The organism is Nocardioides perillae (assembly GCF_013409425.1).
GTDB lineage: Bacteria > Actinomycetota > Actinomycetes > Propionibacteriales > Nocardioidaceae > Nocardioides > Nocardioides perillae.
Genome location: NZ_JACCAC010000001.1, coordinates 1403281 through 1422373 on the forward strand (window position 1 = coordinate 1403281; position 19093 = coordinate 1422373).

Genomic DNA, 19093 nt, shown 5'->3' on the forward strand with positions numbered 1-19093 from the left:
GGGTCAGGGCTCGCGGTCGTAGCGCAGTCCGTCCTCGGCCACCCGCGCCCCGGCCGAGACCTCGTGCGGCGTGAGGCGGCCGTCGTGGCCGAGGTGCGCGACGGGCACGTCGTGCAGCGCCACGAACACGTCGGAGACGAGCCGGCGGTGGCAGCGCCACCACAACGACTCGCTGCACATGAAGGCGACCGCCTGCCCGACGTCGGCCCGGGCGGCCAGGTCGACGAGGAGCTCGTCGAGCCCGGCGCGGAACTCGTCGGTGCGGGTGTAGGCGGCGTAGGCGCGGAACGCCTCCACCCGCCACCACGGGTCGGCGTCGGCCTCCTCGGGCGTTAGCCGTCGCCGCCCGCCCAGCCGCGGCTCCCAGCGGTAGTCCACGCCGTGCTCGGGCAGCCACCGGGCGAGCTCGTCGGTCGCGGTGTGCGGGTGGCGGCGGCTGCCGGGGAAGCGGCGCACGTCGACGACGAGCCCGACCCCCGCGCCCGTGAGCAGCGTCGCGAGCTCGTCCTGCCCCGCCGTCCCGTGCCCGAAGGACACCGCGGTCGGGGGTGCAGTCGCGGGCCCGTGCGGGGGAGCAGCGTCGCTCATGCGGGGGCGGTACCCACCCCGCCGCCGCGCGGCATGATGACGCGGTGACCGCCAGCCCCGCCCACCACCGCGAGACCGCCGAGGCGGCGTTGCGGTGGGTGCTCGACCAGGTGCGGTGGGACGCCGCCGGCCCCTGGGTGCCCGAGTCGGTCGCCGTCGACCCGCTCGACGGATCAACCGACGGAGCAGCCGCCGGAGCAGCCGGCGGGGCGGCGACCCCACCCGACGGCCGGCGCGGCATCCACAGCGGCACCGGCGGCCTCGCGCTGCTGCTCGCCGAGGTGCGCCTCGCCCGCCCGTGGACCACCGAGGAGGCGACGCTGGCCGCGGCGGTCGCCGATCAGCTGCGCGCGGCCACCGCCACCGAGACCGAGGTGTCGTTCTTCGACGGCCTCGCCGGCACCCTCTCCGTGCTGCTGGCGCTGGGCGAGCCGGGCGCCGAGGCGGTGATCGAGCGGCTGCTCGCGCTCGCCACGCCCGACGGTTGGCCGACGCCGTGGCTCGAGCCCCCGACGTACGCCCCGGACGCCCGGATCTGCGACGCCACCCTCGGGACCGCTGGTGTGCTGCTCGCGGCGGCGTGGGCGCACCGGCGCGGGGTGCCGCGCGCCGACGAGCTGGCCGCCCACGCGGCCGCGGTGCTGCTCGGCGAGGCGGAGGAGACCGCGGACGGGCCGCGGTGGCTCTTCGTGCCGCGCCGCTTCCGCGACACCCCGCCCACCGAGATGCCCGGGTGGTCGCACGGTCAGGCCGGCATCGCCTCTGCCCTCGCGGTCGCCGGGAGCGAGCTCGGGCGGCCCGACCTGGTGGAGGCAGCCCGCCGCGGCACTGAGCGGCTGCTCGCCCTTGCCGACACCAGCGGCGGCGGCCTCACCGTGCCGCGCTACGTGCCGCCGTTGGAGTCCGGCGACGACCCCGTCTCCTACGGCTGGTGCCACGGCGCTGCCGGCACCTCGCAGGTCTTCGCTGCGCTCCGCCACGCCGGGGTGGCCGACGTCGGCGGCCACCCGCCCGCACACTGGCAGCGGGCCGCCTTCCGCTCCGTGCGGGCCGCCGGCGTGCCGGCGCGGCTGCGCCCGGGGCACTGGGACAACGACGGTCAGTGCTGCGGCACCGCGGGCGTCGGCGACCTGCTGCTAAACCTGTGGCAGCGCGACCGCGACGGCGACCACCTGGCGTACGCCGTGGAGATCGGCGACGCCCTCGTCTCCCGCGCGCAGGGCACCGGGTCGCACCGGTGGTGGCGGTTCGTCGAGCACCGCGCGGAGCAGCCGCTGCTGCCCGGGGTCGGGTGGATGCAGGGCGCGGCGGGGATCGCGGCGTACCTCCTCCGGCTGGCCCGGCTGCTCGAGCAGGGGCCGGACGCGCCGGCCGTGGAGCGGGCCGACACCTGGTGGGCGCGGGGGTGAGGGTGGGCGGTCGGGTCGCGGTGGTATCGACACGCTCGCCGGGGCTCGCTGCTCGACCTGGGGTTGCCGGGGTGCTCGGCGTGTCGTCGTGCAGACGTCACGTGCGGGTCGGCCGGGCGTCGACGGGGGCTGCCTGACTGGTGGGGCACGACCTCCCCAGCCCTGGTCATCTCGGAAGGACCTCGCATGCCCAGCACCACCTCCACCTCGCCCCAGGCCACGTCCGGCGGGTCCGGCTTCTCCCGCCGCGGCTTCCTCGCGCTGTCCGGCGCGGCCGCCGCCGCGGCGTACGGCTTCTCGGCCGCCCCGGCGTGGTCGCAGCCGCGCTTCTCCTCGACCCCCTTCACGCTCGGCGTCGCCTCGGGCGACCCGACCCCCGACGGCTGCGTGCTCTGGACCCGGCTCGCGCCCGAGCCGCTGGCGCCCGACGGTCGCGGCGGCATGCCGACCGCCACGGTGCCGGTGACCTGGCAGGTCGCCACCGACCCCGGCATGCGCGACGTCGTCAAGGCCGGCATCGAGCGGGCCGTGCCCGAGCTCGCGCACTCCGTGCACCCCGAGGTGCGCGGGCTGCGGCCGGGCGCGGACTACTGGTACCGCTTCCGCGTCGGCGACCAGGTCAGCCCCGTCGGCCACGCCCGCACCGCTCCGGCGCCCGGCAGCACGCCGGCGCAGCTGAGCTTCGCGCTCGCCTCCTGCCAGTCGCTGCCCGGCAACAGCCGGTACGCCGCCTACCGCACGATGCTCGAGGACGACCTCGACCTGGTCGTGCACGTGGGCGACTACACCTACGAGCGGCGCGGCGACGAGACCCTGGCGGACTTCCGCACCAATCACGCGCGGTACAAGCTCTCGCCCGACCTGCAGGCCGCCCACGCGGCGTTCCCCTTCGTCGTCACCTTCGACGACCACGAGGTCGAGAACAACTGGGCCGACCTCGTCAGCCAGCCCGACGGCGAGGCGAGCAACGAGCTCGGCCGCTTCACCCAGCTGCGCGCCAACGCCTTCCAGGCCTACTACGAGCACCTGCCGCTGCGCCGCCCGCAGCGCCCCGTCGGGCCCGACATGCTGCTGCACCGCCGCGTCGACTGGGGCACGCTGGCCAGCTTCCACGTGCTCGACACCCGTCAGTACCGCTCCGACCAGCTCACCGAGGCCTTCCCCGGCGGCCCGCTCGACCCGCGCGTCACCGACCCGAGCCGCACGCTGATGGGCGACGAGCAGGAGCGGTGGCTCTTCGCCGGGCTCGAGGCGTCGCAGGCGCGGTGGAACCTCGTCGCGCAGCAGACGATCATGGCGCAGGTCGACTACGACGGCGGGCCGGGCGTCAGCGTCAACCACGACCAGTGGGACGGCTACGCCGTGTCGCGCGACCGCCTCCTCGGCTTCGTCGAGCAGGCCCGCCCGAGCAACCCCGTCGTGCTCACCGGCGACTGGCACTCGGCGTGGGTCAACGACCTGCGGCTGCGCTTCGACCGCCCGGAGACCGAGGTGCTGGCGACCGAGCTCGTCGGCACGTCCATCAGCTCCGGCTGCGGCTGGGCGGCTGCGGTCAAGGCGGCGCGACCGAACAACCCGCACGTCAAGTACCTCAACCCCGACCTGCGCGGCTACACCCGCGTCATTTCCACGCCGCAGCGCATGGTCGCCGACTACCGCGTCGTCACCTCCGCCTCCGACACCGTCGGACGCGCCCGCACCGACGCCACCTGGGTGGTCGAGGACGGACGACCCGGCGCCGTCGCCGACTGACGCGCCGCCCGCACCCCTCGTCGTACGGCGGGGGGTGCGGGTGGGCGGGCGGCAACGGTGAGGGCGGGCGGGAACGGTGAGGGCGGGCGACGCGTTGGGCCCAGGGACGGTGTCCCCGACGGAAGTGACCCATGGACGAGCAGACCCTGCTCAATCTCGGCCTCGTGCTCCTCTTCGTGATCGTCGGCGGGATCTTCGCCGGCACCGAGCTGGCGCTGGTCTCGCTGCGGCAGAGCCAGGTCGACCGGATCGAGCAGCAGAGCGCGCGCGGGGCACGCGTGGCGCGGGTGGCCCGCGACCCCAACCGCTTCCTCGCGGCCGTGCAGATCGGCGTGACGGTGGCCGGCTTCTTCTCGGCCGCCTACGGCGGGTCGACGCTCGCGCCCGACTTCGCGCCGCTGCTGGAGGGCCTCGGGCTGGGGGAGAGCGCGTCGCAGACCGTGGCGCTGGTGGTGCTGACGCTGTTCATCGCCTACCTCTCGCTCGTGCTCGGCGAGCTGGTGCCGAAGCGGATCGCGCTGCAGCGCTCGGCGCAGGTGTCGCTGCTGGTCGCGCCGCCGCTCGACAAGTTCGCCACCCTGATGCGCCCGGTGATCTGGCTGCTGTCGGTCTCGACCAACGCCGTGGTGCGCCTGCTCGGCGGCGACCCGCACGCGGTCAGCGAGGAGGTCGACGAGGAGGAGCTGCGCGACATGGTCACGCAGCACCGCGGCCTCGAGGAGGACCAGCGCCGCATCGTCGGCGACGTGCTCGCCGCCTCCGACACCATCCTGCGCGAGGTGATGCGACCGCGCGCCGACGTGGCCTTCGTCGACGGCGGCGCCACGCTGCGCGAGGCGCTCGAGCAGGTGCGCGGGCGCCCCTGGTCGCGCTACCCGGTCACCGGCCGCGGCTTCGACGACGTCACCGGCTTCCTCCACGTGCGCGACCTGCTCGAGGTCGGCGTCGACGACACCCGCACCGTCGCCGACGTGCAGCGCCCGGTGCTGCTGCTGCCGTCGGTGAACAAGGTGCTGCCCACCGTCGCCACGATGCGGCAGGAGGGCACGCACCTCGCCGTGGTCGTCGACGAGTACGGCGGCACCGACGGCATCGTCACCCTCGAGGACCTCGTCGAGGAGCTCATCGGCGAGATCCGCGACGAGCACGACGCCGCCGACGAGCACGACCCGGGCACGGAGTCCGTGGCCGACGGCGGGCTGTCGATCGAGGACTTCGCCGAGCGCTACGCCGTCGAGGTGCCCGACGGCGACTACGAGACCGTCGCGGGCTACCTGATGGCCCAGCTCCAGCGCATCCCGGCCGTCGGCGACGCCGTCGACGTCGACGGGTCGGTGCTGGAGGTCGCCGCGATGGACGGCCACCGGGTCCAGCGCATCGCCGTGCGCCGCGGCGAGGCGCCGGCGGAGCCCACGACGGCGCCCTCGACGCCCGGCTCCTGAGGGGTGCCGCCGCCGTGCGCGGCGGTCCGGTCCGAGGTCCGGTCCATCCAGGCGACGACCAGCATGTGCGGCACGGTGAGCGCGAGCAGCAGCACGAGCGCGCTGCCGAGGGCGGCGCTGGTGTCGGCCGCCGTCGAGGTCGCCGCGACCAGGGCGACGAGCACGCCGGTGGCGGCGAGGGACGGCCACGCGGCCTGGCGCGCGAGCGCAGCGACGGCCTGACGCGGACGGCCCGCGTCGAGGAGCGCGGCGGTGCGGTCCTGCGCCAGCACGAGGCGCGCGCAGTGTCGCAGCCCGTGCCACGCCCCGAACCACACCGCGAAGGCCAGCAGCGGCGGTGCCAGCGCGCCGAGCAGGCCGACCGCGGCCACATCGGCGACGACGGACCGCTGCTCGGCGCGGGCCGCCGCAACGACGGCCACGCCCGCGGCGGCCACCCACACGACGGCGAGCGCGCCGCGCACGAGCGGCTCCGCGAGCAGGCCGCCCAGGCCGGGGGAGACCGCGTCGGCGACGCCGACCAGGTCGCTGCCGCTGCGGGCCAGCGGGAGCAGCAGGGCGCCGGTGCCCGCGAGGCCGACCGCGGCCGCGACCCCACGGCCCGGGCGCCACCGGGTGGTCGCGCGTAGCACCTCCAGCTCCCCGGCAGCGAAGTGGTGCAGGCTCAGCGCCAGCACGGCCGCGAGCGCCGCCGGGGCGGTCGCGGGAGTCGTGAGCAGCACCCACGCGCCGGCCGCGAGGGCGGCGTACACCGTCGCGGCGACGAGCGGCGGCTGCCCCGAGAGTCGCGCTGCCAGCGCGTGGTCGACCGCCCCGTGCGGCAGCCCGGCGACCAGCGCGAGGAGCGCGGCGACCAGCACGACGGGGCCGGTGGGCGCGACCCCGGCGACCACGAGGAGCACCGACAGCGCGGCGGTGACGACGACGGCCTCGCGCGACCGGCGGACGGCGCCGACGAGCAGCGCGGCACGCGGCTCGGTCACCGTCGTCAGCGCCACGTCGCACCTGCCCTCGATCATCCTTGTCCGTCACCATACCTCGACCTTCTGCAGAACTCCTAGACCACCGATTTGGACAGAGGTGCAGAATGCACCTCGAGACGCAGGCCACCCCTGGGGGTGAGGTCAACGAACCCCTGTGGCCAGCGGCCTCACGTCGCTTCGACGCCGTGTCGAAGTTCGTTCACGCAACAGACGGAGGTCGTTCCAGTGATTCCCGAGCAACTCACCCAGGGCCAGTACGACACGGTCTACAACCTGCTGTCGCTGGTGATCGCGGCGCAGCTGTTCACCGCGCTCTTCCTCGTCGCCGCGCAGCCGCGTGTGCTGCCGCGCTACCGCCAGGCGCTCCTGGTCTCCGCGGTGGTGTGCGGCATCGCGGCCTACCACTACTTCCGCATCTTCGACTCCTTCCGCGACGCCTTCGTCACCGACGCGGTCGGTGGGCGCGGCACCTACACCCAGGCGCCGGGCGCGTCCTTCAACGAGGGCTACCGCTACGTCGACTGGCTGCTGACCGTGCCGCTGCTGCTGGTCGAGCTCGTGGTGGTGCTGGCGCTCGCACGCAAGCTGCAGGCCTCGCTGCTGTGGCGGCTCATCCCGGCCTCCGCGCTGATGATCGCGCTCGGCTACCCGGGCGAGGTGGCGAGCAGCGACGCCGTGCGCCACGTCTTCGGCCTGCTCTCCACGATCCCGTTCCTCTACATCCTCTACGTGCTGTTCGTGGAGCTCACCAAGTCGCTCGACCGGCAGCCGCCGGCCGTACGCGACACGATCTCCAAGCTGCGGATCCTGCTGTTCGCCTCGTGGGGCGTCTACCCCATCGCCTACCTCGTGCCGCTGCTCGGCTTCGACGGCGCGGACGCCTGGGTCGGCAAGCAGGCGGGCTACTCGATCGCCGACATCCTGGCCAAGTGCCTCTACGGCCTGCTGATCTACCGCATCGCGCGGCTGAAGTCGTTCGCCGACGACCCGGCCTTCGCCGAGGCCGAGGAGGGCACGGCCGAGGGTCACGCCAGCGGCCGGTCGGGTGTGCAGGTGCCTGCCTGACGCCTGACCGCCGTGCCGCCCGCACCCGTCGTACGCCGGGGGTGCGGGCGGTCGTGCGTCTGAACGGTTGCGCGGGGGGGGGTGCCGACGGCTGGTCGTCGGCTCGCTGTCGGCGCGGCGTGCTGTGCTGTGCCGGTGAGCGTGAGGTCGAGGTGGGGTGCGGGCGTGGTCGCGGTCGTCGTGGCGCTCGCGTCGACCGCTGCGTGCTCGGTGGGCGGCGGGTCGGTGCTCGCCGACCCCGACGCACCCGTGGGGGTGCCCGACGACGCCGAGCAGGCGCGGGTGGTGCGGGTCGTCGACGGCGACACGGTGATCCTGCGGGGGAGCGGCGAGGGTGTCGTGCCCGACGACGAGGCGCGCGTGCGGCTGCTCGAGGTCGACAGCCCCGAGTCGGTGGCGCCCGACCGGCCGGTCGAGTGCTTCGGGCCCGAGGCCTCGGAGGGCCTCGCCGAGCTGCTGCCCGCCGGGGCGACCGTGTGGGTGGCACCCGACGAGGAGCTCGAGGACCCGTTCGACCGGCTGCTGCTCTACGTCTGGACGACCGACGGTGAGTTCGTCAACCGCTCGCTGGTGCGCGAGGGCCTCGCCGAGGCGGTGCTCTACGAGCCCAACGACCGCTACATCGCCGAGGTGCGGGCCGCCGAGCGGGCCGCGCGCGACGAGGGCGCCGGGCTGTGGGGCGCCTGCTGAGGCTCGCTCGTCGTCCGGCTCGGGTGACAGGGTGTCGTCAGAGAGCGGCGAGCAGGTCGGCGGTGCTGACCACCGTCGCGAACTCCCCGTGCAGGTTGGTCGCGGTGGCCCGTGCCAGCTCGGCGGCGGTCATGACCTCCCCGTCGGGTGTCGCGCGGTCGAACGTGTGGGTGGCGTCGAGCGCGAACCAGACCGTGAAGCCGAGGTTGCCCCCGACGCGGGCGGTGGTCTCGCAGCAGTGGTTGGTCGTGATGCCGCAGACGACCAGGTCGCTCACCCCATCGGCGCGCAGCCACGCCTCGAGGTCCGGGGTGCCGTGGAAGCTGCTGTTGACCGACTTCGTCACGGTCAGCGCGGGCTCGCGCTCCTCGAGGTAGGGCTTGAGCCGGTGCCCCGGCTGGCTCGGGTGGAGCGGGCTGGACGGGTCGGCCGACGAGTGCTGGACGTGCACGACCGGGCGGCCGGCCGCGTGGAAGGCGCGCACGAGTGCGGCGACGCGGTCGTCGCACGCCGGGTTGTCGCGCTCGCCCCACCACGGGTCGTCGAAGGCCTGCTGCACGTCGACCACGACGAGCGCCGTGCGCGCGCCGAGCGCGACTGCGTGTCCTGCCACCGGTGAGCCTCCCTCGTGTCGAGGCGACACCGTAGTGGGGGGGCGCGGGTGCCGGCGGGTGCGCGACGGTGCAGGTCCCCACATTCCTCGAGTACGTGTTCGAATGGTGAGACTGAAGGCCTCGGATGCGCAGTGGTTGTCGGTGGTCCCTGCTGGACTGGTCCCGTGACGGTGACCGCGCTTCGCACCCCGCTCGCAGCCCCGGTGCTGCCGCGGCTGGCGAGCGCGCGCGCCGAGGTCGCGGCGGTGCAGGGGCTCGGTCTGGAGCAGGTCGACCTCGACGACCTCGGCACCGCGCTCGAGCAGCTCGCCGCCCTGGAGGCGCAGGTGCAGGCGGTGCGGCTGACCGTGCTGGCCGAGGCGGAGCGTCGCCGCGTCGCCGACTCCTGTGCCGCGACCGGCACCGACTCCTGGGCCGCCGGCCTCACCGGCGACCGGCGTGAGGCGATGCGCGGCGGGCTGCTCCTCGCGCGCGACCTGGAGGAGCGCTTCCACCACGTCCGCGACGCGTTCGCCGCCGGGCGGATCAACCTGGCGCAGGTGCGGATCGTCGTCGACGCCTGCCGCCAGGTGCCCGAGGCGGCCACGCCGCAGCAGTGCTCGGACGCCGAGCAGTGGGCGGTTGCCAAGGCCTCCGGGGCCGCCAACCGCTCCGGCAAGCCGATGCAGCCCAAGCGGCTGCGGCAGGTGGTGCGCCGCATGTTCGACCCGGTCGACCGCGAGCTGGCCGACCAGCACGAGGCCATCATGCTCGGGCGTCAGCGTCGGCGCGCCGACCGCGAGTGCTTCTTCGCCTTCGGCGACGACGGCGACGGCACCTTCAGCGGCAAGTTCCGCATTCCCGAGCTCCACGGCCGGCTGCTGCTGCACGCGCTGCAGCGGCTCTCGGCCCCGCGTCGGCTCGGGCGCGACCGCGACGGCCGCACGGTCGTCGACGAGACCGTCGAGCCGCTCGGCACCGCCGAGCTGCACGGCCACGCCTTCTGCGAGCTCCTCGAGCACCTGCCCACCGACGGCCACGGGGCGGTCGGCGCCACCGTGCTGGTGACGGTCGGCCTGGCCGAGCTCCAGCAGCGGCTCGCCGACCACCTCGTGCCGCTCGACGCGGTCAACGCGTGGCACGGCTCCACGGAGACCGGCACGGGCCGCCTCGACACCGGCACCCGCACCGGGGTCGGCGACGTGCGCCGGATGGCCTGCGGTGCCGGCATCGTGCCGGTCGTCATGGGCGGCGAGGGCCAGCCGCTCGACGTCGGCCGGGAGCGACGGCTCCACACCCGCGCCCAGCGGCAGGCGCTCGCCGTCGTCCACGACACCTGCGCCGCCCGCGGCTGCGACCGGCCCTTCGCCTGGTGCGAGGTGCACCACCCGCACGCGTGGTCCGAGGGTGGCGACACCAGCCTCGACAACGCGGTGCCCCTCTGCGCGCACCACCACCGCCGCGCCCACGACCCGACGTGGCGGCTGCAGCGGCACGGCGACGGGTCGTGGCGGTTCCACCGGCGGACGTAGGCCGACCCCCCGCCCGCCCCACCCGGCACCCGCCACGTCCCCGCTCCCACCCGAAGACCGGGTGTGCCCCGCCGCGCCCGCGTGCGGCGTACGGTCGCCGGGCGGGTGGTCGAGGGCGCGCCCTCGGCACGGCACGATGGCGGCATGGCCGAGGACCAGCAGCACGGAGTCGTCTTCCCCGCCGATGCGCAGGGGCGCCGCAGCACGACCGCGGTCGGTCGCGCCGTCGTGGCCGACGCGCTGCGCCCCGTCGACCCGGTGGGTGCGGGGGCGGTCGAGCGGGAGACGGCGTGGCGCTCGGAGTACGTGCCGTGGTTCCGGCGCCTGGTCGAGGCCGGGCTCGCGACCCCCGACGGGGCGGTCGACATCGCGCGCGCCGGGCTCGACTCACTGCACGAGCGCATGCGGGTGCGGTCGGGTCCCGAGACGGGCGCGGCGGACCTGCCCCTGCGCGAGTGGCCGCAGCCGCCGGCGACGGGCGGGCGGCTCGAGGTGCGCGGCACGGGGGAGCGGGTGGAGGAGCTGGTGCTGCCCCACCGCGGCGACCGGCTGCGCGGCGACGACCTGCGGCGGCAGGTGGACCGCTGGGTGGAGGCCGGCGTCGTCGAGCCCACGGTGGCCGAGGCGCTCGCCGAGGTGCAGGCGCACCCCGAGTGGCTGCGGCTCGAGGGCCACACCGTCGCGGTCGTGGGTGCGGGGTCCGAGATGGGTCCGCTGCAGGCGCTGAGCCGGTGGGGGGCGCGGATCGCGGCCGTCGACCTGCCCCGCAAGGCGGTGTGGGACCGCGTCAGCGCCACGGCTCGTGAGGGCGCCGGTCACCTGGTCGCGCCCGTCACCGACGGGCAGCCGGGCGCCGACCTGCTCGCCGAGGTGCCGGCCCTCGCCGACTGGCTCGGCGAGCAGCCGGGCACGCTCGTGGTCGGCAACTACGTCTACGCCGACGGCGCCACCAACGTGCGGGTCAGCGTCGCCGTCGACGAACTGTCGCGACGGTTGCTGGCCGGCCGCGGCGACGTCGCGCTCGCCTTCCTCGCGACCCCGACCGACGTCTTCGCCGTGCCCGCCGACGCGGTCGACCACGCCACGCGCGCCTACGAGCACCGCTCGCGCCTCGCCAAGACCGTCGGTCGCCCGCTGCGCACCGTCACCGGCGGACGACTCCTGCGCCGGCCCTACGCGCCGGGCTCCGACCCGGGCGTCGTCGACTCGCTCGTGCCGCAGCAGGGCCCCAACTACGCGCTCGCGAAGCGGCTGCAGCGCTGGCGCGCCACCGTCGCGCGCCACGACGGCGTCACCGTCTCGATGAACGTCGCGCCGCCCACCCGCACCCGGTCGGTGGTGAAGAACCGCGCCCTCGCCGCGGCCTACGCCGGCGCCCACCGCTTCGGCGTCGAGGTCTTCGACCCCTCGACCTCCCACGTCCTCATGGCCGCGCTGCTCGTGCACGACCTGCACACCGGCGGCGGCCCGCGGCACGAGCACCCCTGGCAGGACGAGGCGTACGCCGCGGCGCACGGCGGTCTCTGGCGCGCGCCGTACGCCCCGCGCAGCGCCCTCGGTCTCGCCGCCCTGCTCGGCGCCGGGGCGGCGCGCAGCTGAGCCGGCGCCGGCTCGAGGCGGCGGGGGTGCGCGGCGGCGCGTCGCAGGCGCCGGGCGAGCACCTCGCAGCCCGCCTGCACGGACAGGGTCGCGCGTGGGCAGCGCGTCACGGGCGCCGGGCGAAGACCTCCCCGCCGAGCAGCAGGGAGCGGATGCGCTGCTCGGTGCGCTCGCGCTCGGCGGCCGCGCGCGCCCGCTCGTCGCGCTCGAGGTGGGCGTCGATGCGCTGGTCGACGCGGGCGCCGAGCGCCGTGCCGATGCCCGCGGCGGCCGCGCCGCCGGCCGCGGCCCCGCCGACGGCGCCGACCGGCCCGGCCAGGGCGCCCAGCCCGCCGCCCAGCCACGCACCCGCTCCGGTGACCGCGGTGCTCGTGCCGATCGAGGCGCCCTGCGAGACCACGGCCTGCCACCACGGCTCGCCCGAGGCGACGTCGGTGTGGACCGCCTTGACGTCGAGCACCCGCCCGACGACGCCGAGGCCGCGGTGCAGCACGCCCAGCCCGCGGTGGTGCTCCGCCACCCGTGCCGAGGCGCTGGGCGGCAACCGGCGCGCGGCCGCGGCGGCCCGGACCTCCGCCCACCGGCTCGACAGCACGTCGCGCGCAGCGGCCAGGGACAGCGACCGCGCGCCGAGGCGAGGCGCGGCCGCGGCGACGAGCCCGGCGCTCCAGCCGCCCACCGTCATCCGGGTGCAGAGCTCCCACAGCTGCGTCCCCTGCTCGTCCACCCGGTGCTCGGCGTCGTCGAGTGCGGCTTCCCACTGGGCACGCAGCTCGTCGGCGCGGGCGCGCAGCGCGTCGTGCACGCAGACCAGTCCCGCCTCGCGAGGGGACAGCGCGCCACCGACCGGCACCGCGACGGCCAGCGGCGAGACCACCGTGCCGGTCACCGGCAGGCCCTGCGCCCGGGCCTGCTCCCGCACCTGCGCCATGCCGTCGAGCACGGTCTCGAGCGTGCCGGCCAGGCCGTCGAGCAGCCAGCCCAGCTCGCAGGTCGCGCGCGCCGCGCCCTCGGCGCCCACGAGCAGCGTGGCGGTGCGCTCGGCGAACGCCTCGGCCGCCGCCCCGGACCACTCGGCGAGGGCACCGGCCCGCTCCGCGGCGACCCGGTCGGCCGTGCGGGCCAGGGTCGGCCCGAGCTCGACGAGCAGGTGCTGGGCGGCGTGGCGCAGCGCAGCGGGCTCGCCCACCACCTCGGTGTCGAACGCTCCGCTCACCCGCCGCCCCCCTCCGGCCGCGCGGTCTGAAACTGCGCCACGACGGCCTCCGCGTCGGTGATGCCGACGTCCTCCCCGGTGAGGTGGACCGCGGTGCCCAGCACGTGGGCCTCGGCGCTGACCCGCGAGGCTGCGTCAGTCGCCGCGGCCAGGGCGGCGGCGACCACCGACGCGGCGTCGCCCAGGTCGCCGCGGCCGCCGCGCGCCGCGAGGTCGCCGTCGGGGCCGGCGAGCCGGTCGAGCTCGAGGCCCGCGTCCTCCAGGCCGTGGGCGGCGGAGGCCAGCCGGCTCAGGGGCACCCGCAGCACGCCGGCGCCGTCGGACCCTGCACCACCACTGCTCACGACCCACCCCCGTCCGGTCCCGGCCGACGCCCGGGCGCGTCCACGGCCCTCGCCGCGGCCTCCAGCATCGGGCGCCCCGCCGGCCTCGGCAACGGCCGTCGGCGCCGCCTGTGGAAGACGCGGCGGCACGACCCGGCCCGGCGCCAGGTGGACCAGACGTCCGCGTGGCGCGGGGGCCGATCGGCGCCGTCGGGCGGCTCCGGTGCCCCATGCTGGCCGGGACCCCACCCGCGCAGGAGGCCGCCGTGACGCTCGAGATGCCCGTCGTCCGGGAGACCCGTGCTGCCCCGCGCCCGACGCGGACCGCGCCGCAGACCCCGTCGCTGCGCCGCCTCGTCGGCACCCGTGCCGCCCGCGGCCCCCGCGGGGCCGCCGCCTCCCAGGCTCGGCTGCTGGCCACCGTCGACCGCGTCGAGGCGCGCCTCGAGGCCGCCAGCCGCAGCGAGCGGCTCGGCCCGCTCGACCCCGCTCAGCGCGACGCGCTGGCCGGGGCCGTCGCAGCCGACCGGGTCGTGCTGACCGCGCTGCGCGCGCAGGTGTGCGCCGCGGCGACCGCCGACGAGCTCAGCGCCGCGCGCCGCGCGGTGCGGACGCTGCGCGGCGACGACCACCGTACGCTGCTGCGCACGGCCGTGGCGGCCCGCCGCCTCACCGCGTGGGCCGGCGAGGTCGCCGAGCTGCACGCAGACGACCCCCAGGCGCTCGCGCTGCTCGCGCAGGCGCTGGACGAGGCCGCAGATGCGCTCGCCGCCGCCTCGCGCCTCGGCGTGACCAGCACCCGTGCCGAGGCCGCCGCCGTGCGCCGCCGCCTCGCCGCCGCTGTCGACCAGGTCTGGGTGCTGCACGAGGGGCAGTGACCCCGGCACCACGACGGAGGGCCCGGAGCGCGACGCGCTCCGGGCCCTCGTGGTGTGCAGCAGGTCAGCGCACCCGCACGCGGGTGCGGGCCCAGCTGCCCTTGGTGTCGCCGTCGCCGGGGAAGCGGACGGCGATGCGGTGCACGCCGCGCTCGAGGCGCACCGTGAACGACTCGACCCCGCGGTCGGCCTCGTCGATCCGGACGCGGCGCAGCAGCTCACCGTCGTCGAACACGTTGACCGTGCCCACGCCCGCGCGCGGCGGCACGCGGTAGGTCACCGTGATCCGCACCGGGCCCTCGCCGCGACGCACCTGACCGGCGCGGTCGGCGCGGACGCGGACCTTCGACGCGGCACGCGGCGCCTGGACCCCTCGCGCCTCCGGGCCGGCCCACAGGAGGGCGGTGCCGGCCTGGCTGAGCATGCCCTTCGGGTGGGTGCGGAAGAAGACCGAGGTGCCGAAGACGAACGCCTTCGCGCCGGTCTCCTCGTCGACGCCCGACACCGCGGCCGCCTTGCCTGCCGCGGCCTGCGGGCCGCCGGCGCCGTCGGTGGCGCCGTCGTTCGGCAGCCAGTGACCGGCGAGGAACGGGTCCTCGGCGTCGTACGACTGCTCGGCCGTCGTTCCCTCGCCGAGGCCGTCGAACCAGGTCGCGGGGTAGATGAAGGAGCGGTCCTGCGGGAAGTCGCCGAGCACGCCGGCGGCCGGGGTGTCGACCGCGACGATGCCGTTGCCGTCGCGACGGCCCGTGACGGCCGTGCCGCTGACCAGCCCGAACGACGCAGCGGAGGCGAAGGCGCCGGCGCCGCGGCCGGTGATCGCACCGCCCTCGTCGAGCCACTCCTGCACAGCCGTGCGCGCGGCCGAGCCCTCGGCCGGGGCGAAGGTGCCGCCCACCCAGATGACGTCCACCCCGTCGAGCGTCGCCGCGTCCACGGTGGCCGGGTCGAGCCGCACCAGGTCGTCGAAGCCGAGCTCGGTGAGCGAGAGCAGGTCGTCCTGCGTGCCGGTCCACCCGATCCGCAGGTCGCGCAGGCCCTTGGTGGACTCGTCGCGCAGCGCCGCGGTCTCGCGGCCGGTCGCCGGTCGGAAGTCCACGCCGTACGTCGTGGCGAGCTCGCGTGCCTTCGCGGTCGCGCGCGGCGCGACGACGGCGGTGCCGTCCTCCAGGAGCGAGACGGCGATGCCCTCCTCCAGCAGCGCGTTGAGCGCCTGGAAGTCGGGCAGGCCCGCGACCGGGAAGGCGAGGTGGCGCTGCTGGCGCGGCGCCGTGCCGGGGCGCACGGTCGTGACCGGCGTCGTCGGGCCGACCGGCTCGACGTCGGAGGTCGAGCCGACCTTCGCGACGTCGGCGCCCCACAGCTCGGCAAGCGACCAGGCCGAGATGTCGTACATCGTCGGCACCTTGTCGGAGATGTCGTCGCCGAGGTCGAGCAGCGCGTTGGCCAGGCCGCGCTTGGCCTGGTGCATGTCGACGACGTAGGAGCCGGCGGGGTAGGTCGTGCCGCCGACGGTCGTCGCGCGGTCGAGCGTGCCGACCTCGACCTCGTGGAAGAGCAGCTGCTCGACCAGGGCGCGGGCGTCGGAGTCGCTGCGCTGGCCGCCGCCGACCGGGATGACGTAGGCCCGCGGCAGCACCACGGGCTCCTGGTCGTCGGCCTCGTCCCAGTGCTCCTTCCACTGGGTCGGTCCCTCGGTGACCCTGTTGATGTTCTCGGTCGTGAGCGAGACCTTCGGCTCGCCCGCCGCGCCGCGGCGGAACACCTCGATCTGGTTCTGCACCATCTCGCGGGCGTTGGCGGGGACGGCCATGTAGCCGAGCATCGACTTCATGGTCTCGTAGGCGACCTCGGTGTTGATGGGCGCGGTCACGGCGGTCTGACGCGTGCCGGTGCGCGGCAGCGGGAGCTCGACGGTGGCCGACGCGGCGCCGTAGTAGGCGGCGTACTGCGCGGTGAAGATCGGCGGGAAGTCGTCCCAGCCCGACGGGGTGTCGCGGTAGGGGATCTTGATCTTGCCGTTGTTGACAAGGGTCGTCCCGGTCGGCGAGGCCGGGTCGTAGTAGGTGTTGCCGCTGATGTTCGCGGCGGTGACGTCCTGCTCGACCTTCAGCGCGAGCGCGTAGTTGTGCGGCAGGTAGACGTCGTACTCGTAGTTGGAGCCGTGCGGCGGGCCGCAGGGCTCCACCTGCAGCACGCGGGTGTAGCCGTGGAAGTCGGCGGCGTAGACGGCCTGGATCGCCTGGGCGACCCGCACGAAGGACTTCGTCTCCGGCGTCTGGTTGGTGATGACGTCGCGGTTGGGATCGAGGCCGAGCGCGGTGGCCCGGTTGCCGAGGGTGCGGCCGTCGGGGTTGAGCGTGGGCGAGAAGTAGAGGCGCGTCGTGCGCAGCATGTCGAGGACAGCCGGGTCGGTCGAGGTGGCGAGCTCCTCGATGTACTGCATCGCGGCGTCGGTGCCCTCCCACTCGTTGCCGTGGATGTTGTTGCTGATCCACACCGGCGTCTTGTAGCCGGCCGCCAGCGCCTCGTCGCCCGCCGCGGCGGCCGGGTCGGCCTTGATCTGCTCGCGCCAGGCAGTCTGCTGGGCGGTCTCGGCCGTGGTCTCCGGCGCGGTGACGGTGACGAGGTAGAGGTCGCGGCCCTGGGTGGACTGGCCGACGACCTGCACGGAGACGCGGTCGCTGGCGGCCATCAGCTCCTGGAGCTTCGGGGCGATGTCGGAGAAGCGGATCGTGCTGCTCTCGGCGGCGGCGTCGGGCTCCTGGTCCTCGTAGACGCGCAGCGTCGGCTCGGTGGGGTAGGAGGTGGGCATCTCGACCGGGTCGCCGGCGACCGGCGCGGCCGCGGCGCGGCGGGCGACGTCGGCGCGCGACTCGGCGCCGGGGGCGGTGCGGGCCGTGGCCGGGCCGCGGCCCTGGTCGGCGGCGGCGGGGCGGGCGGAGGGACCACCGGGCTCGGCGGTGGCGCTGCCGGGGCTGACCAGGACCGTCGTGGCGGCGAGCGCCAGGCTGGTCAGGACGATCCCCGAGGACTTCTTCGTCACGTGCTGCTCGATTCTCTCGGTGCGGGAGGACCCGTCCCTGTGCCGCGGGTCACAGCGCGAGGGGAGGGGGGCGCCAGGATGTCCCACCCCGGCCCGCTTGCCCAGGGCTCGGCGGCCACCGTCCGCGGTCGTGACCTTCTCGTGACCTTCCGGCGCAGCGGGCGGGTCCGCGCTGCTCAGACCTCGTCGCCCGCGAGCCGCTCGAGGCGGGTGCGCAGCAGGTCAGTGCGGTGCGCGTTGCCGTGCAGCGCGACGTACTGCTCGCCGAAGATCGCGAGGAGCGCGTCGTCGAGGCGGCGCACGGCGCCGGCGGGGTAGCGGTAGCCCATGCGCGCGATCAGCGCCCCGGTGTCGACCGAGGCGAGCAGCGCCGCCAGCTCGTCGAGGCTCGTGATGCCGAGCTCGAGGAGGAGTCCCGCGATCCAGGAGTAGTGGTCGCTGCGCGACCAGCCGGCGTCGGCGTACTGCGCGGAGAGGAAGGAGGCGAGCTCCTGGCCGCTGATGCGGGGGTCGGCCGGGTCGGCGCCCGAGCCGTCGAGGCCGGAGGTCTCGCTGCCCGCGACGCGTAGCCGCTCGCGGATCGCGGAGAACTCGCGGTCGGCGAGCTCGAGCAGGCCGGCGGCGAGGGTGAAGCGGCGGTCGAGGTCGCTCACGTGCTCGTCGGGGATCGTGCCCTTGTAGCGGATGTCGTGCTCGAACTCGGCCCACGCGTGCTGCAGCACCGTGCGCACCTGCACGCTGGCGGCGTGGTCCCCGAGCCCGTCGGGGTCGTCGCGCGCCGTGCGCACCAGCAGGTGGCGCGAGGCGTAGCCGAAGCGGCCCTGGCTCGCGGTCTCCTCGCCGAGGTCGCGGTCGTCGATGACGACGAGCTGGTCGGCGAAGAGCTGGGCGACCGCCGCGACGTCGCTGTGCACGTAGGTGATGACGCGCACGCCGATCTGGTCGGTGATGCCGACGAGCGGGTCGTCGTAGGCCGGGCGGCCGTCGACCTCGCGCACTGCCTTCGCCGCGAAGCTCGCGACGCTCTTCGTGCGTCCGGTGACGGTGAGGTAGTTGATGCCGGCCTCGTCGAGCAGCGACTCGATCGCGGCGGTCCAGCGCCGGGTGGGCTCGACGAGGGTCGGCTGCAGCGCGGCGTACTGCCGCACGGCGCGCGCGACCGGCTCCGCGACCCGGGCCGGTGCCGCCGCCCGGGCCTCCGCCGCCGCGCGCTCCTCGGCCACGACCGGTGGCAGCAGAGCCGGCAGCGTGGGGGTCACGATGTAGCCCGTCGCGCCGTCGCCGTAGATCGTCGTCTCCAGCGGCCGCCGGGTCGCGAAGAGCGCGACGTAGGCGCACACCACCGCGTCGACCTGGTCCTCGGTGCGGCGCAGCGCGGCCTTCGTCGCGGCCGTGGCGACCTCGTCGCGCAAGGCGTGCCACGGGCCGGCGTGGCGCAGGTGCAGCGGTGTCGCAGCGGTCTCGAGCGACTCGAGCAGCTCGACGAGGCGCAGCAGCTCGGCGCGCAGGTCGGCGAGGGCGCGGCCGGGCTTGGCCTTGTACTTCAGCGTGCGGGGGAGGTCGAAGAGCGCGACCGTCGCGGGGTGGGGGTAGACCTCGATCGCGCGGCGCCCCGAGGCCGAGACCGGGTCGATGTCGAGGCCCAGCCGCGCCGCGAGCCGGGCGCCGCGCGGGGTCTCGCGGAACTCCGGCTTGCCCCGGTTGGCCGGGTGGGCGCCCGCCTCGTAGGCGCGGAAGTCGCGGTTCAGCTCGGCCTCGCACGGCCGGTTGCCCGTCTCGTTGACCACGATGAGCGGGGCGTCGACGGCCACCAGGCAGTCGCCGCGGGTGAAGGGCTCGAGTGCCGCGACGACGGTGTCGTCGGTGGTCGCCGCCGAGACGTGCAGCAGCCGGCCGTGCTCGTCGAGGACCGCGAGCCCCGACGGCGCACGCTCCCCCCACGCGAGGTCGATCCCGACGAAGTGCACGGGCACATCC

14 protein-coding genes and 1 pseudogene are annotated in these 19093 nt (G+C 75.8%); 8 read left to right on the forward strand and 7 right to left on the reverse strand.

Features of this window, described 5'->3' with window-relative positions:
* Nucleotides 1-3 precede the first annotated feature (3 nt).
* The gene (locus tag BJ989_RS06525; RefSeq protein ID WP_179517502.1) at nt 4-588 is read right to left on the reverse strand and encodes a DUF488 domain-containing protein; all 585 of its coding nucleotides are present in this window, start codon (nt 586-588) and stop codon (nt 4-6) included.
* A 44-nt stretch (nt 589-632) separates the two neighbouring features.
* Here BJ989_RS06525 and BJ989_RS06530 point away from each other — a divergent pair, with 44 nt between their 5' ends.
* The 3 genes from BJ989_RS06530 to BJ989_RS06540 all read left to right on the forward strand — a co-directional run bounded on the left by BJ989_RS06530 (nt 633) and on the right by BJ989_RS06540 (nt 5191).
* A complete protein-coding gene (locus BJ989_RS06530) occupies nt 633-1997 on the forward strand; it encodes a lanthionine synthetase LanC family protein (RefSeq protein ID WP_179517503.1) in 1365 nt (454 codons plus the stop codon).
* 186 nt (nt 1998-2183) lie between these two features.
* Entirely contained in the window at nt 2184-3749 is a 1566-nt protein-coding gene (locus tag BJ989_RS06535) for an alkaline phosphatase D family protein (RefSeq protein WP_218848750.1), read from the forward strand.
* Between the two features lie 131 nt (nt 3750-3880).
* Nucleotides 3881-5191 (forward strand): hemolysin family protein, encoded by a 1311-nt coding sequence (locus tag BJ989_RS06540; protein WP_179517504.1) that lies wholly within the window; start codon nt 3881-3883, stop codon nt 5189-5191.
* Between the two features lie 53 nt (nt 5192-5244).
* On the opposite strand, the pseudogene BJ989_RS17560 reads toward BJ989_RS06540, so the two are convergent.
* Nucleotides 5245-6210: pseudogene (locus BJ989_RS17560) on the reverse strand (beta-carotene 15,15'-dioxygenase, Brp/Blh family); the annotation flags it as partial.
* A gap of 189 nt (nt 6211-6399) precedes the next feature.
* Between BJ989_RS17560 and BJ989_RS06545 the strand changes: the two are divergent.
* Nucleotides 6400-7239, forward strand: coding sequence for a bacteriorhodopsin-like (locus BJ989_RS06545; RefSeq protein ID WP_179517505.1), 840 nt, complete (start codon nt 6400-6402; stop codon nt 7237-7239).
* Between the two features lie 135 nt (nt 7240-7374).
* Nucleotides 7375-7929: a thermonuclease family protein gene (locus tag BJ989_RS18710; protein WP_179517506.1), complete on the forward strand. Its 555-nt coding sequence runs from the start codon at nt 7375-7377 to the stop codon at nt 7927-7929.
* A 37-nt stretch (nt 7930-7966) separates the two neighbouring features.
* Here the strand turns inward: BJ989_RS18710 and BJ989_RS06555 are convergent, their stop codons facing one another.
* Nucleotides 7967-8542 carry an isochorismatase family protein gene (locus tag BJ989_RS06555; protein WP_218848751.1) on the reverse strand — a complete coding sequence of 192 codons (576 nt, stop codon included), beginning with the start codon at nt 8540-8542 and terminating at the stop codon, nt 7967-7969.
* 165 nt (nt 8543-8707) lie between these two features.
* Here BJ989_RS06555 and BJ989_RS06560 point away from each other — a divergent pair, with 165 nt between their 5' ends.
* On the forward strand, nt 8708-10054 hold the full coding sequence (locus BJ989_RS06560) for a DUF222 domain-containing protein (RefSeq protein ID WP_179517508.1): 1347 nt from the start codon (nt 8708-8710) through the stop codon (nt 10052-10054).
* Nucleotides 10055-10198: 144 nt separating this feature from the next.
* Nucleotides 10199-11653 (forward strand): hypothetical protein, encoded by a 1455-nt coding sequence (locus tag BJ989_RS06565; protein WP_179517509.1) that lies wholly within the window; start codon nt 10199-10201, stop codon nt 11651-11653.
* A gap of 106 nt (nt 11654-11759) precedes the next feature.
* Here BJ989_RS06565 and BJ989_RS06570 read toward each other — a convergent pair whose 3' ends face one another.
* Nucleotides 11760-12869, reverse strand: coding sequence for a hypothetical protein (locus tag BJ989_RS06570; RefSeq protein ID WP_179517510.1), 1110 nt, complete (start codon nt 12867-12869; stop codon nt 11760-11762).
* Nucleotides 12866-13177: a hypothetical protein gene (locus BJ989_RS06575; protein ID WP_179517511.1), complete on the reverse strand. Its 312-nt coding sequence runs from the start codon at nt 13175-13177 to the stop codon at nt 12866-12868. The genes BJ989_RS06570 and BJ989_RS06575 overlap by 4 nt, the downstream gene beginning before the upstream one ends.
* Before the next feature lie 281 nt (nt 13178-13458).
* Here BJ989_RS06575 and BJ989_RS06580 point away from each other — a divergent pair, with 281 nt between their 5' ends.
* Nucleotides 13459-14070: a hypothetical protein gene (locus tag BJ989_RS06580; RefSeq protein WP_179517512.1), complete on the forward strand. Its 612-nt coding sequence runs from the start codon at nt 13459-13461 to the stop codon at nt 14068-14070.
* A gap of 64 nt (nt 14071-14134) precedes the next feature.
* On the opposite strand, the gene BJ989_RS06585 is transcribed toward BJ989_RS06580, so the two are convergent.
* Complete coding sequence (locus BJ989_RS06585) at nt 14135-17116, reverse strand: M14 family zinc carboxypeptidase (RefSeq protein WP_218848752.1); 2982 nt, start codon at nt 17114-17116, stop codon at nt 14135-14137.
* 176 nt (nt 17117-17292) lie between these two features.
* Nucleotides 17293-19083 (reverse strand): DUF429 domain-containing protein, encoded by a 1791-nt coding sequence (locus BJ989_RS06590; RefSeq protein WP_179517513.1) that lies wholly within the window; start codon nt 19081-19083, stop codon nt 17293-17295.
* Between the last annotated feature and the right edge of the window lie 10 nt (nt 19084-19093).

Excerpts from the sequence above, each read along its gene's own strand:
- BJ989_RS06525 (WP_179517502.1), bottom strand. The coding sequence starts at position 588 with ATGAGCGACGCTGCTCCCCCGCACGGGCCCGCGACTGCACCCCCGACC.
- BJ989_RS06535 (WP_218848750.1), top strand. The coding sequence starts at position 2,184 with ATGCCCAGCACCACCTCCACCTCGCCCCAGGCCACGTCCGGCGGGTCC.
- BJ989_RS06540 (WP_179517504.1), top strand. The coding sequence starts at position 3,881 with ATGGACGAGCAGACCCTGCTCAATCTCGGCCTCGTGCTCCTCTTCGTG.
- BJ989_RS06565 (WP_179517509.1), top strand. The coding sequence starts at position 10,199 with ATGGCCGAGGACCAGCAGCACGGAGTCGTCTTCCCCGCCGATGCGCAG.